This window comes from Robertmurraya beringensis (assembly GCF_042433785.1).
In the GTDB taxonomy this organism is placed as follows: Bacteria; Bacillota; Bacilli; order Bacillales; family Cytobacillaceae; genus Robertmurraya_A; species Robertmurraya_A beringensis.
The window spans coordinates 1-12,802 of sequence record NZ_JBHLUU010000128.1; the positions used below are offsets into that span (position 1 = coordinate 1).

Here is a 12,802-nt window from a genome sequence, read left to right on the forward strand (position 1 = left end):
TTTATAGTCTGGTGGCGATAGCGAAAAGGTCACACCCGTTCCCATACCGAACACGGAAGTTAAGCTTTTCAGCGCCAATGGTAGTTGAGGGTTTCCCTCTGTGAGAGTAGGACGTCGCCAGGCACCTGACAAAAAAGAGTAGTTAAATGACTACTCTTTTTTGTCATATATAAGAATATTTATTTAATTCCTTAAAATGATAAAAATCATATATATGATATAAGCAGCAGCTAGAATGATTCCTTCGATTTTTCCAATTTGTGAGTTTGACCTAGAGAAAATAAGAAGTACTATTGTTAAGATAATCATAAGTACTACATCAACAACGATTTTGGGATCAACTGCTAACGGAGAAATAACTGATGCAGCTCCGAGAACAAATAGGATGTTAAAGATATTACTTCCAACAATGTTTCCAAGTGCAATTTCGCTTTGTTTTTTTAAGGCTGCTGTTACAGAAGTAATAAGTTCCGGTAATGATGTTCCAACTGCAACGATAGTTAATCCAACTAATGTTTCACTCATCCCAAAGGAGTAAGCAATTTTAGTTGAACTGTTAACGGTTAAATCACCACCAAAAATAATGGCTGCTAGTCCTCCGAGTGTAAATAAAATGTTCTTTCCCCAAGAAGGTTCCTCAACTGCTGCACTTTCTTGCTTTATTCTATCTCGACTATGTCTAGCCACCTCAAAGATATAGTACAAGAAGATAGCGAAGAAAAGTAAGAAGATAAATCCGTCCCCTCTTGTAATAAAATTAGAGCTTAACGATTGAAGACTGATATCACTTATTAAGATTAAAAGGGAAGTACTTGCTAATAAAGTAAAGGGAATTTCTTTCCGAATGGTTTCACTTTCAACTTTTAATGGAGACAAAAGTGCGGTTAAGCCTACAACAAAAGTAATGTTGAAAATATTACTTCCGACTACGTTCCCAATAGCCACTCCAGCATTTTCCTCAAGGGCTGCAACAATACTCACGGTCGCTTCCGGTGAGCTTGTTCCAAATGCGACAATAGTTAGACCAATTAATAAAGGAGAAACGTGAAGTGCCTGTGCGATTTTTGATGCACCATCAACAAAGAAGTCTGCCCCTTTGATCAATAATGCAAAACCGATAATTAATAATAGATACGTTATCCTTTTCACCCTCTTTTTAAAATAGATATAAGAATAGTATATTACATAAATTTAGTATTACTCAATTAGATGTCTAGAAAAAAGGTACCAGATGTAAACACATGATAATGTTGGGTAGTTCTGGCTCTGTTTATCCTCCATCTCAACTTATTTATCTAATTATTAAACAAAAAATACTTCAAATCAGTTTTTTTCCACGCTTGTCCTATGATGCTTGTCCATGCAACTTTGAGATTAATTAATATATTAATCATGAGAAAACTATAAGGAGGAATTTGTAATGGGTAATGTTTGGTTTCCAGGCCGTGGGAGAAACAATGAAGAAAACAGGGGGGCGAATAGTAACAGTAAAAGTAAAAGTCGTTCTGACAGCGAAAGCAGATCTAATTCAAATGTAGAATTTGATTCTGACATCGATAATGAATTAAGAACAGATGTACAAAACGAAAATGATGTACAAAATGTTGATAAAAATACGAACATTGCTAAAATCAATAATTCAGGAAATGCAAGAATTGATCTGAACATTGACGTTGACTCTGATTCTAATGCGCGTGTTCGCTCACGTTCTAGAGCGAATGCAGATTCAGAACAAGATCAAGATCAAGATCAAGACAACAATCAAGATGTTGAACAGGATGTAGAACAAGATTAATTGTAAAATACGACAAGATTGGAAACGCCAATCTTGTCTATTTTTACAAAGGAGGGTAGACAATGATTGAAAATCCGGAACGGAATAGCAAGAAGAATGTCTACCAGTTTCGTAATAATGGGAGTTCCGATTTAGATAGTAATCAGGCTAGCATTGGACATAGTGGTAATTCAGATGTCGATGTACATGTGAATATTGAGGTAGATACAAGGCCAATTGCTTACGCCGTATTATGTTCCCTTCTTGCAACAAAACAACTGTCCCAAATAGAATTTGAAACAGCAGTAAAAAAATTGGAGGAGCTTACTGGTGGCAGTAAGAAAAGAAAAAACTTAAATGATCATTCAAATCCCCGTGAACAGGTTCGTAAAAAGGGAGCTTCACAATTACGATTGTTTGGACCTAACGTCTTCTAGCTATCTAATTAGTTTAATGAAATGATAAGAACTGTAGAGGATGTCTCTACGGTTTTTTATGCATTAACCGTCTGTTGATTAACCGGAATATAGATATCCATTACCTTGTTCTCGGTTCCATGGCATCTCTCATCATATAACTCAAAATCTAGAACCCCAGCATGTTCATAACCAGATTGCGGGAACCATTCTGTGAACACGTAATTCCATGTCGACTGAATAGAAGTGGTAAATGTTGCATCATCTGATTTCGGCGTTGTAAACACTGCATATTGCATTTCTGGAAAGCTTCTGTATACTAACCCCTCAGGTACAGGAGTTCCTTCTGCTACTTCCATGCCTATTAAATACGAAAACTCACCTGTCTCAGGAAGGAAATCAGTGCAGATGCCAAGCTCTTCTTTACAGTTTAGGGGATTTGGAATGTTTTTGTATAATTTTTCTTGAAGGTACAACTGCCAAAATTCAGGAATGTCTTTATTGTTTTGCTCGTCAATATTTTTTGTTTTCAATTCATATCCAATGAAGTGAAATTTAGGTTTGGTGAGTAACATTGGTTCCATAATATGTCCTCCTTGGACGATGATTTTATTGATATAAGCTTTTCCACGTAAGGGACCAGATAATGCATTGGCGGTTCGATATTGATAAGGTGAAACGCCATAGAACTTTTTAAAAGCCCGATTGAATGACTCATGGTATTGGAAACCGACATTCATTGCAATATCAATCACCTTTGCATCCGAATAGAAAAGTCGTTCTGCTGCACATGTAAGACGCCTTTTTCTCACATAATCCATGACTGATTCTCCGACGAGGGCTTGAAATACCCGATGATAATGAAAAGGAGAAAAGCATGCAATTTCTGCTAATGTTTCGAGTGCAATCGTTTCTTGCAGGTTTTCTTCAATGTAATCGAGCGTTCTTCCGATACAAAATACATAATCCATTCCTTTTCACCTCCCTATAGCTAATATATCAATACACAATTAGTGATTCTTAACATTTTTTGCTATCTTTAATTTAACAGAAAAAACGCTCAGAGCTTTCCCTCCGAACGTCTTCTCTGTTAAGTATTTAAACCCCTATTCACTGCATAGGAGGGGTTTCATTGTAGTTCTTCTTCCTACCCAACTCATATACGAGTCGAGCAGTTTCTTCTAATATATAGATTACGGGAATTTGTGTTGTTACATTTGAGTGATCTACAAATTCTTCAGAAACATAATAAGAAATATTCACATCAGCTAATTTCGCGATTGTGGATTGACGATTGTTGGTAATGCTTATTATTTTGCTTCCTTTTTCTTTTAACTGGTGGATATGAGAAATGGTGTAGTTCCCTTCACCTGAAACAGAAAGGGCAATGGTGATACTATTATTCAAGTTTGCGTGAATCGGCATAAATGGATCTTTAATATACATGGAGAACTTACCTAAGCTTGAAAAATATCTTGCTCCGTACTCGGCAAGAATCCCTGAACTACCTATCCCGATAAAAATAACACTATCTGCTTCGGCAATTACCTCTGCAGCTTCTTCTAATTTCGAAGTAAATTTTTCATTTTGCGTTCGTTCAAAAAACTCTGCTAACACATGCTGGCTGCTTTTTATGCTTGGCTCGTTTTTTTCATCAATTAATAGCTTGAGTTTTACTTTAAACTCGGAAAACCCTTCGCAATTTAATTTCCTGCAAAAACGCATGATCGTTGAGGTGGATACATGGGTTTCATCTGCTAGATCGCGGATTCGCATGTAGACCACTTTCTCTTTATTTTGTGTTATGTAGTTGTAAAGTAGCATCTCTAGTTCGTTGAATGTTGCAATTACTTCATTCGTAAACAAAGCCTTCTCTCCCTTACATGTTCCCGCTTTTCTTCACTTTTATTATTATACACTAAGAGAGAAACACAGTGTTATTTTTATGGAACAAATGCCTTTTCGTGTGAAACAAATCAAACGCTTCCAAAACTATATCCAAAAGTTCAATTCCCCTCTAAAATAGGTGTTAGTTAATCAGTACTTATTAGGAGGATGAACAATGAGTAAAGGTATTAAGATCGTCACTATTGGCGGAGGTTCAAGTTACACTCCAGAATTAATCGAAGGATTTATTAAGAGATATGATGAGCTACCGGTTAGAGAACTTTGGTTAGTTGATATAGAAGCTGGGAAAGAAAAGTTAGAAATCGTAGGAAATCTTGCTAAGCGTATGGTTGCTAAAGCAGGTGTTCCAATGGAAATTCATCTTACTCTAGATAGAAGAGAAGCTTTAAAAGGTGCAGATTTCGTAACGACTCAATTCCGTGTAGGTCTACTTGACGCTCGTGCGAAAGACGAAAGAATTCCTTTAAAGTATAACGTAATTGGTCAAGAAACAAACGGTCCTGGTGGACTATTCAAAGGTCTTCGTACGATTCCTATCATCCTTGATATTTGTAAGGATATTGAAGAGCTTTGCCCGAACGCATGGTTAATCAACTTCACAAATCCAGCTGGTATGGTAACAGAAGCTGTTCTACGCCACAGCAATATTAAAAAAGTAGTTGGATTATGTAATGTTCCAATCGGTATGAGAATGGGAATTGCAAAAGCATTGAAAGTTGAGCCTGAGCGCGTACATGTTGACTTTGCTGGTCTAAACCACATGGTGTATGGACTAAATGTATACCTTGACGGTGTAAGTGTAATGGATCAAGTAATTGAAGCAATGGCTGATCCAGAAAATGCAATGACAATGAAGAACATTTCAGGTCTATCATGGGAGCCTGACTTCATCAAGGGTGTAGGGGTTATTCCATGTGGATACCACCGTTATTACTACAAAACAGGTGAAATGCTTGAAGAAGAACATGAAAAAGCAGCAGCAGAAGGTACACGTGCAGAAGTAGTTCAAGCTCTTGAAAAAGATCTATTCGAGCTTTACAAAGATCCTAACCTAGACATCAAGCCACCACAATTAGAAAAGCGTGGAGGAGCATACTACAGTGACGCAGCTTGTAACTTAATAAACTCAATCTATAATGACAAGCGTGATATCCAACCAGTAAACACTCGTAACAACGGAGCGATCGCTAGCATTGAAGATGACTCAGCTGTAGAAGTAAACTGTATCATTACAAAAGAAGGTCCTAAGCCAATCGCTGTAGGAGATCTTCCAGTAGCAGTAAGAGGACTTGTACAACAAATCAAGTCTTTCGAAAGAGTGGCAGCAGAAGCAGCAGTAACAGGAGACTACAAGAAAGCCGTTCTTGCATTAACGATTAACCCGCTTGTGCAATCTGATAAGCTTGCTAAGCAAATCGTTGATGAAATGTTAGAAGCTCACAAAGAACATTTACCACAATTCTTCAAGAAAGTTGAAGCATAAAAGCACGATATGAAATGCTCTGGGGCATATCGTTCCAGAGCTTTTCCTATGGAAAAAATCAATTTACCTCTTTCTACATCGGCTAATGACGGATGAGAGTAGGTTATGGAGGAACCAGTGATGTTCAAGAAAACATCCTTCTTTTTTATGGGGTTAGTGATCGCGTGTTTAGGAGTAGGATTAATTATTAAGTCAGGTGTAGGAGCAGGACCTTGGGACGCATTTTTTGTAGGTATTGTGAATAAATTAGGCCTTACCGTTGGAATTTGGGTTATGCTAATCCAGGCCTTTTATTTAGTGTTTAATTCCATCTTAGCAAAGAAACGAATACAGTTTGAATCAGTGATTACGGTATTTTTATGGGGAATAATTATTGATTTTCAAATGGGTGTTACTTTAAAGAATGTCCAACTTGATGAGGCTGTATGGACCATGCAATGGGGTGCCTTCCTAGCTGGAATCGTTCTTACGGGAATTGGAATCGGAATCTACTTGACCTCTAAATTTCCAACCATGCCATATGATGGCACGATGCTTATTATAAGTGAGCGATTTCATATTACGCTAAATGTATCTCGAACGATTTTAGAGGGGATTGGCTTAGCTTTTGCGTGGATTGTTGGTGGTCCGATTGGTTTAGGAACTGTGATTATTATGTTGATGATTGGGCCACTCATTCAAATCTGTACGCGCTACTCAACTCTCATCTATGAAAAAATATAATTAGATTGCTAGGAGCTCCTACTATGTTTTAGGGCTCCTTTCTTATGTCGGCAGCTGTTTTTATTTGGCATAAAAATTGGTCTAGACAACTATATGTATAGAGTGATATGATAATCATGCAAAAAGGTCACAAAAGAAAGAAGGTAGAGAGGATGAGTTCTTCTCGTTCACCCCTTTTATTAAAAGGGATGAGAGTTTTTTCAGAACAGGGAATTATTGAAAGCGGTTATATTAAGACTTGTAATCAGAAAATAGTAGAAGTAGGATCACTCGAGATGCTACCTGACGAAAGTGGATTTGAAGTAATTGAACTTCCTCCTCACTTTAATCTTCTGCCTGGCTTTATCGATGTGCATATTCACGGAGCCAACGGTGCAGATGTAATGGATGCTACCGAGGATGCCTTATATACGATGGCAAATTCTCTTCCACGTGAAGGAACAACAAGCTTCTTGGCCACAACCATGACACAGTCTCATGAAAAAATTGAGAGTGCCATAGAAGCCGCTGGTAAATATATCAGAAAAAATCAAGCAACACCCCAAGCAGAGATTCTAGGTATCCATCTCGAAGGGCCATTTGTGAATCCTGATAAAGCGGGAGCGCAGCCAATGGAACATATGATGCATCCAAATACCGAGCTGTTTCAAAAATGGCAAACCCTTTCAAGAGATACGATAAAGCTTGTTACCCTTGCGTCCGAGCTTCCTGGTGGATTGGAGCTTATCAAATATTTAAGTGACCAACATATTATTGCCTCTATTGGTCATTCAGATGCAACCTTTGAAGAAGTAAAGCAAGCAGTAGAAGCAGGTTCCACTCATGTTACCCATCTTTTTAATCAAATGAGAGGGTTGCATCATCGGGAGCCTGGTGTAGCCGGTGCTGCACTTTTATTAGAAGAGTTAAAGGCTGAGTTGATTGTGGATGGTATTCATGTTCACCCAGAAATGGTCCGTTTTGCATTTCAGCAAAAGAAAAAGGATGGTCTAATCTTAATCACAGATTCGATGAGAGCAAAGTGCCTGAAAAATGGCGTGTACGAACTCGGTGGTCAAGACGTGTATGTGAACAATGAAATGGCGACGCTTTCAGATGGAACGCTTGCAGGCAGTATATTAGAAACCAAACGTGCTGTGAAAAATATGATTAAATACACAAATTGTACGCTTGAGGATGTTGTGCATATGGCATCGATTAACCCTGCCAAGCAATTAAACGTATACGACAGAAAAGGAAGCATTACTGTTGGAAAGGATGCCGACTTGGTTATTTTAGATGGAAACCTGGAAGTGGAATTGACAGTTTGTCGTGGATCGATTGCATTTCAGAGAAAGGAATAGATGATGAAACTAATTGAAGTAAAAAACTATGAGCATATGTGTGAACTAGCTGCAAGCTATATCAGTAAAAAGGTTCAAGGTAATCCAAACATTAGGCTTGGATTAGCAACAGGGGGAACACCTCTAGGGACGTATGAAAAGCTGATTGAGGATTATAAGAATGGAAAAACATCTTACAAACAAGTTGTGAGCTTTAACTTGGACGAATATATTGGGTTAACAGGACAGAATCCAAATAGCTACCGTTTCTATATGAATGATCATTTTTTTAACCATATTGATATTGATCTGGAAAATACCTTTGTGCCAAACGGAACGGCGGTAGATCTAGAGCAAGAATGTCGAAATTACGACGAGCAAATTTTAGAAAAAGGCGGAATTGATCTTCAGTTATTGGGAATCGGGTCTAACGGTCATATCGGTTTTAACGAACCGGGTGCTTCTTTTGGGTCGTATACGCATGTGGTGGAGCTAGCCGAGTCAACGAGAGAAGCAAACTCCATTTATTTTGAGAACATGGAGGACGTGCCGAAAAAGGCCGTCACTATGGGGATTGCTTCGATTATGAAGAGCAAGGAAATTCTTTTACTAGTGTCAGGAGAGCATAAGCATGATGCGTTAGCGAAGCTATTAACGGGAGATTTGACCGAGCAGTTTCCAGCTTCTATCTTAAAGCAACATCCTTCTGTCACTATTATGGCGGATGAAGCGGCCATTGGAAATTTGAAGAAAAAGGAAGTTACTTATGATTAATAAAAACTCGCCTATTCCTATCTATTATCAGCTGGAGGAGCTGATAAAGGATCAAATTGAAAAAGGGGATTTGAAGCCTGGAGATTCCCTTCCACCGGAGCGGGAATATGCGGAGACCTACCAAATTAGTCGAATGACCGTTCGCCAAGCGTTCACAAAGCTAGTGAATGACGGGTACTTATATCGCCTCCAAGGGAAGGGGACCTTTGTAGCAGAAAGGAAAGTCGAGCAAGGTCTTCAAGGGCTAACAAGCTTTACGGAAGATATGAGAGCCAGGGGCTTGGAACCAGGTAGTCAGCTTATCAATTTCGAAGTCATTCCAGCACCTGTTCGTATCGCAAAATCTCTAGCAATTGATGAAAGTAGTCCTGTGTACGAAATTAAACGAATCCGTCTCGCTGACCAAGTGCCAATGGCGCTTGAAACTACCTATATATCCGTAGACAAGATAAAGGGCCTCACAAAAGAGATTGTGAATCGATCGTTGTATGAGTATATCGAGGGTACGTTAGGCTTTCGAATAGATCATGCAAGACAAATCATTGAATCATCGGTGGCGAATCAAATTGAATCAGAGTTTTTAAGCATTAAAGAAGGTGCCCCAATTATGCTGATTCAGAGAAACACATACCTTGAAGATGAAACGCCTATTGAAGTGGTGAAGTCCTCTTACCGTGCCGATCGCTACAAGTTTATGATCGATATGAAGAGATAGAAGGGGAGGTGGGAGAACATGATGAAAGAGTATTTTCAAAAACTGAGAGACTTACTCGATGAGGTCGAAAATGAGGAACAGGGAAAAATGAGAGAAGCGGCTCATAAGATTGCTCGATGTATTCAAGATGATGGCATCATCCATGTATTTGGCTCTGGACACTCCCATATGCTCGCAGAAGAGCTCTTTTACCGTGCTGGTGGACTCGCTCCGATCAGCCCGATTCTCATAGAAGAGTTGATGCTCCATAAAGGAGCGGTTGAATCATCCAATCTAGAAAAAAAGAGTGGTCTAGCAAATAAGCATCTTTCTTCTAGCAATATTCTAGCAGGTGATATCGTCATCGTGGCTTCTACTTCTGGAAGAAATCCCGTTCCGATTGAAGTGGCTGAAATTGCGAGAGAGAGGGGCGCGTATGTCATTGCAATTACTTCCCCTCGTTATGCGGCAACACAAGCTTCTAGGCATGAAAGTGGAAAGTACTTGTTTGAGATGGCTCACTTAATTATTGATAATCACATAGAGATTGGCGACACCCTTTTGCAGCATCCTAAGAGTGCAAGTGGGTTTAGCTCCGGTTCTTCTATTATCGGTATGACAATCGTGAATGCGATCATGGCTGAAACCATACAGCTGATGCTTGAAGAGGGAAAAGAGCCACCCGTGTTTTTGAGCAATAATGCCAACAATGCGGGTTCCCATAATCAACAATTAGTTGATCGCTACAAAGAAAGAATCCCTATGTTAGTAACAAACTTATATAAATAACTTTTTGAGGAGAAAGAGGAGGGAAACGAAATGGTGATGAAGTATTTACAAAAAATTGGTCGTTCACTTATGCTTCCTGTGGCCGTTTTACCAGCAGCAGCCATTCTGATGGGGATTGGTTATTGGATAGATCCATCTGGCTGGGGAGCAGGTAGTCCAGTCGCGGCGTTCCTGATTAAAGCAGGAGGATCCATTATTGATAATATGGCGATTCTCTTCGCGGTCGGAGTTGCCCTAGGAATGTCCAAGGATAAAGATGGATCTGCAGCCCTAAGTGGTCTCGTTGCGTATTTGGTGGTTACCACCTTACTTTCAACGAACGCTGTAGCAATGCTTCAAGGGATTGATCCAGAAGATGTAAATGCGGCATTTGGAAAAATTGGCAATCAATTTATTGGTATTTTATCAGGGTTAGTCGCAGCATTCGCATACAATCGTTTTAGTCATGTAAAGCTGCCAGATGCCCTTGCCTTTTTTAGTGGAAAACGTCTCGTACCAATTATGACGGCTGTGTCTATGTTAGTGGTATCATTAGTTCTTTTCTTTGCATGGCCAGTTATATTCACTGGATTGGTTTCATTTGGTACAGCATTCAGTAAGCTTGATTTTATCGGAGCAGGGTTGTATGGATTCTTTAACCGTTTATTAATTCCAACAGGGTTACACCACGCACTCAATTCTGTATTCTGGTTTGATGTAGCTGGCATTAACGATATCGGTAACTTCTGGTCTGGAAATGGAACAAAAGGAACAACAGGTATGTACCAAGCTGGTTTCTTCCCTGTCATGATGTTTGGTTTACCGGCAGCAGCACTTGCCATGTATCATTCAGCAAAAACGGCTCGTAAAAAGCAAGTGGCTTCCTTAATGCTTGCGGCAGGATTTGCTTCATTCTTTACGGGGGTAACAGAACCGTTAGAATTTGCCTTCATGTTCGTGGCACCCATGTTATATGTCGTTCACGCCGTGTTAACAGGAATTTCTTTAGCTGTGGCAGCATTTTTCCACTGGACAGCTGGATTTGGCTTTAGTGCAGGTTTCGTAGACTTTGTATTAAGTTCAAGATTGCCACTCGCTAACCAACCATATATGCTTCTTGTGCAAGGTTTATTATTTGCCGTTATTTATTATTTCTTGTTCCGTTTCCTAATTAAAAAGTTCAATTTAATGACTCCTGGTCGTGAAGAAGAAACAGAGGAATCAGGAGAAGCTGCTTCAACTGGTCGTGACAAGTTCGCACAAATGGCAGCTGTCATTTATGAAGGCTTAGGTGGAGATGTTAACGTCACATCTGTAGACAATTGCGTCACTCGTCTCCGCGTAGAGGTAAAGGATATGGGAGCTGTTGACCAAGCGAAAATCAAATCAACTGGCATTCCAGGAATCAATATTGTTGGGCAAAACAGTATTCAGGTCATCGTCGGAACACAAGTGCAGTTTGTTGCTGATGAGGTCGAAAAAATTCGTAAGAACAAGTAATTGGTAAACTAACTTAAATAAATATGCTTTTGAAAACTGTAAACAGCGCGAATGTTTACAGTTTTTTTGGTTAAATTTTAGTAAAGTAGGTTTTTATCGTACATCTTAAAGAATGTTTGGTGGTATACTTAGGTGTATTTGAGGCGAGTGATAAAAGGTTTACCTATTTCTCGCAGGGGGATGGAGGTGCGCACGTGAGCGCAGAACAAAGGAAAAAATTAATTGTCCTTATGATTAATATGTTTATAGCCATTGGGAGCTTCGGTATTATAATCCCGATTTTACCTGCATATTTGCAATCGATTGGACAGGGAGGAACAGCAGCCGGTCTAATGATAGCGATTTTTGCTGGAGCACAGCTTATTTTCTCACCGATTGCCGGAAAATGGACGGATCAATACGGTCGAAGAAAAATGATTATTTATGGACTAGTAGGATTAACGGCATCAATGTTTATTTTTTATGCTGTTGACACCATTTGGTGGTTATATTTTTCACGGGTAATTGGTGGAATTGGGGCAGCCCTCCTTGTACCTGCTATATTTGCTTATGTGGCAGACATTACAACGATGGAGCAGCGTGCCAAAGGAAACAGTTTGATCTCAGCTGCTATGTCACTTGGAATTGTAATTGGACCGGGGATCGGTGGCTTTTTAACAGATTACGGATTAAAAGTACCGTTCCTAATCTCAGCGATTGTTTCGCTAGTAGCAGTTATATTTTCAATCATTGTTTTAAAAGAAAGCCAACAGGAACAAGCAGAAGGAGTTCATTATGATGATGAGTCGATGGTGAAGAAGCTTGTTCGATCAGTGAAAATGCCTTATTTTATTCCTTTAGTGATTACCCTTGTAATGAGCTTTGGGTTAATGGCTTATGAATCCGTACTAGGATTGTTTGTTGATAATGAGTTCGGTGCTACTCCTCAAGAAATTGCCTTGATGATAACAGCGACAGGAATCATCAGTACCATTGTTCAATTGTTTGTTGTTGATCGATTGGTGGTAAACCTTGGGGAAGAGAAAGTCCTAAATATCTTTTTAGGAGTTGCTACAGTAGGATTTCTGTTATCCATCTTTGCTTCAAGCTATGTGCTGTTCTTTGGTATTACTTTAATCATTTTCTTAGCAACATCTATTCTACGCCCTGTGTTAAACACCCTTATTTCAAAGCTTGCTGGACATGAACAAGGTTTTGCAATGGGGATGAACAATGCGTATATGAGTATCGGGAATATTCTTGGGCCAACGCTTGCTGGGCTACTTTATGATGTGAATATCATTTATCCATTTGTATTAGGGTTAATATTATTATTGTTCACATTGATGACCACAATGATTTGGGTGAAACGCTCACCGAAACAACCGAAACTGGGCACACCTGAAAAGGTTTAAAACCATGAGGTATTAAATTAAGATTTCAACTCGCTTCCCTGTTGGT

At 39.2% G+C, this 12,802-nt stretch carries 13 protein-coding genes and 1 rRNA gene; 11 read left to right on the forward strand and 3 right to left on the reverse strand.

All coding sequences use genetic code 11. From position 1 onward, the window contains the following. Positions 1 to 7: 7 nt before the first annotated feature. Positions 8 to 123: ribosomal RNA gene (gene rrf / locus ACFFHF_RS23780) — 5S ribosomal RNA — on the forward strand. Positions 124 to 183: 60 nt separating this feature from the next. Here the strand turns inward: rrf and ACFFHF_RS23785 are convergent. Further along, entirely contained in the window at positions 184 to 1,140 is a 957-nt protein-coding gene (locus tag ACFFHF_RS23785) for a calcium/sodium antiporter (protein WP_377059300.1), read from the reverse strand. Positions 1,141 to 1,420: 280 nt separating this feature from the next. On the opposite strand from ACFFHF_RS23785, the gene ACFFHF_RS23790 reads away from it, so the two are divergent. Both ACFFHF_RS23790 and ACFFHF_RS23795 read left to right on the forward strand, forming a co-directional pair. Next, positions 1,421 to 1,795: a hypothetical protein gene (locus tag ACFFHF_RS23790; RefSeq protein ID WP_160549550.1), complete on the forward strand. Its 375-nt coding sequence runs from the start codon at positions 1,421 to 1,423 to the stop codon at positions 1,793 to 1,795. A 62-nt stretch (positions 1,796 to 1,857) separates the two neighbouring features. Further along, positions 1,858 to 2,211: a hypothetical protein gene (locus ACFFHF_RS23795; protein ID WP_377059206.1), complete on the forward strand. Its 354-nt coding sequence runs from the start codon at positions 1,858 to 1,860 to the stop codon at positions 2,209 to 2,211. Between the two features lie 56 nt (positions 2,212 to 2,267). On the opposite strand, the gene ACFFHF_RS23800 is transcribed toward ACFFHF_RS23795, so the two are convergent. Then, a complete protein-coding gene (locus ACFFHF_RS23800) occupies positions 2,268 to 3,161 on the reverse strand; it encodes an AraC family transcriptional regulator (RefSeq protein ID WP_160549551.1) in 894 nt (297 codons plus the stop codon). A 139-nt stretch (positions 3,162 to 3,300) separates the two neighbouring features. Continuing rightward, positions 3,301 to 4,056 carry a MurR/RpiR family transcriptional regulator gene (locus ACFFHF_RS23805; RefSeq protein WP_160549552.1) on the reverse strand — a complete coding sequence of 252 codons (756 nt, stop codon included), beginning with the start codon at positions 4,054 to 4,056 and terminating at the stop codon, positions 3,301 to 3,303. 196 nt (positions 4,057 to 4,252) lie between these two features. Between ACFFHF_RS23805 and ACFFHF_RS23810 the strand changes: the two genes are divergently transcribed. From ACFFHF_RS23810 to ACFFHF_RS23845, 8 genes are all read left to right on the forward strand, one after another. Continuing rightward, entirely contained in the window at positions 4,253 to 5,581 is a 1,329-nt protein-coding gene (locus tag ACFFHF_RS23810) for a 6-phospho-beta-glucosidase (protein ID WP_160549553.1), read from the forward strand. 120 nt (positions 5,582 to 5,701) lie between these two features. Then, the gene (locus ACFFHF_RS23815; RefSeq protein WP_160549554.1) at positions 5,702 to 6,304 is read left to right on the forward strand and encodes a YczE/YyaS/YitT family protein; all 603 of its coding nucleotides are present in this window, start codon (positions 5,702 to 5,704) and stop codon (positions 6,302 to 6,304) included. Positions 6,305 to 6,456: 152 nt separating this feature from the next. After that, the gene (gene nagA, locus ACFFHF_RS23820; RefSeq protein ID WP_377059207.1) at positions 6,457 to 7,647 is read left to right on the forward strand and encodes an N-acetylglucosamine-6-phosphate deacetylase; all 1,191 of its coding nucleotides are present in this window, start codon (positions 6,457 to 6,459) and stop codon (positions 7,645 to 7,647) included. Positions 7,648 to 7,650: 3 nt separating this feature from the next. Further along, on the forward strand, positions 7,651 to 8,400 hold the full coding sequence (gene nagB / locus ACFFHF_RS23825; RefSeq protein WP_377059301.1) for a glucosamine-6-phosphate deaminase: 750 nt from the start codon (positions 7,651 to 7,653) through the stop codon (positions 8,398 to 8,400). Next, positions 8,393 to 9,115, forward strand: a complete 723-nt coding sequence (locus ACFFHF_RS23830; RefSeq protein ID WP_377059208.1) for a GntR family transcriptional regulator — start codon at positions 8,393 to 8,395, stop codon at positions 9,113 to 9,115. Before nagB ends, ACFFHF_RS23830 begins: the two co-directional genes overlap by 8 nt. Positions 9,116 to 9,133: 18 nt before the next feature. Beyond that, positions 9,134 to 9,883 carry an SIS domain-containing protein gene (locus ACFFHF_RS23835; protein ID WP_377059209.1) on the forward strand — a complete coding sequence of 250 codons (750 nt, stop codon included), beginning with the start codon at positions 9,134 to 9,136 and terminating at the stop codon, positions 9,881 to 9,883. Positions 9,884 to 9,916: 33 nt separating this feature from the next. Further along, positions 9,917 to 11,362, forward strand: coding sequence for an N-acetylglucosamine-specific PTS transporter subunit IIBC (gene nagE / locus ACFFHF_RS23840; protein ID WP_340906345.1), 1,446 nt, complete (start codon positions 9,917 to 9,919; stop codon positions 11,360 to 11,362). A 194-nt stretch (positions 11,363 to 11,556) separates the two neighbouring features. Beyond that, positions 11,557 to 12,756, forward strand: coding sequence for an MFS transporter (locus ACFFHF_RS23845; protein WP_340905333.1), 1,200 nt, complete (start codon positions 11,557 to 11,559; stop codon positions 12,754 to 12,756). The last annotated feature ends 46 nt before the right edge of the window (positions 12,757 to 12,802 follow it).

Excerpts from the sequence above, each read along its gene's own strand:
- ACFFHF_RS23790 (WP_160549550.1), top strand. The coding sequence starts at position 1,421 with ATGGGTAATGTTTGGTTTCCAGGCCGTGGGAGAAACAATGAAGAAAAC.
- ACFFHF_RS23830 (WP_377059208.1), top strand. The coding sequence starts at position 8,393 with ATGATTAATAAAAACTCGCCTATTCCTATCTATTATCAGCTGGAGGAG.
- ACFFHF_RS23795 (WP_377059206.1), top strand. The coding sequence starts at position 1,858 with ATGATTGAAAATCCGGAACGGAATAGCAAGAAGAATGTCTACCAGTTT.
- ACFFHF_RS23800 (WP_160549551.1), bottom strand. The coding sequence starts at position 3,161 with ATGGATTATGTATTTTGTATCGGAAGAACGCTCGATTACATTGAAGAA.
- ACFFHF_RS23835 (WP_377059209.1), top strand. The coding sequence starts at position 9,134 with ATGATGAAAGAGTATTTTCAAAAACTGAGAGACTTACTCGATGAGGTC.
- nagA (WP_377059207.1), top strand. The coding sequence starts at position 6,457 with ATGAGTTCTTCTCGTTCACCCCTTTTATTAAAAGGGATGAGAGTTTTT.
- ACFFHF_RS23815 (WP_160549554.1), top strand. The coding sequence starts at position 5,702 with ATGTTCAAGAAAACATCCTTCTTTTTTATGGGGTTAGTGATCGCGTGT.
- nagB (WP_377059301.1), top strand. The coding sequence starts at position 7,651 with ATGAAACTAATTGAAGTAAAAAACTATGAGCATATGTGTGAACTAGCT.
- ACFFHF_RS23810 (WP_160549553.1), top strand. The coding sequence starts at position 4,253 with ATGAGTAAAGGTATTAAGATCGTCACTATTGGCGGAGGTTCAAGTTAC.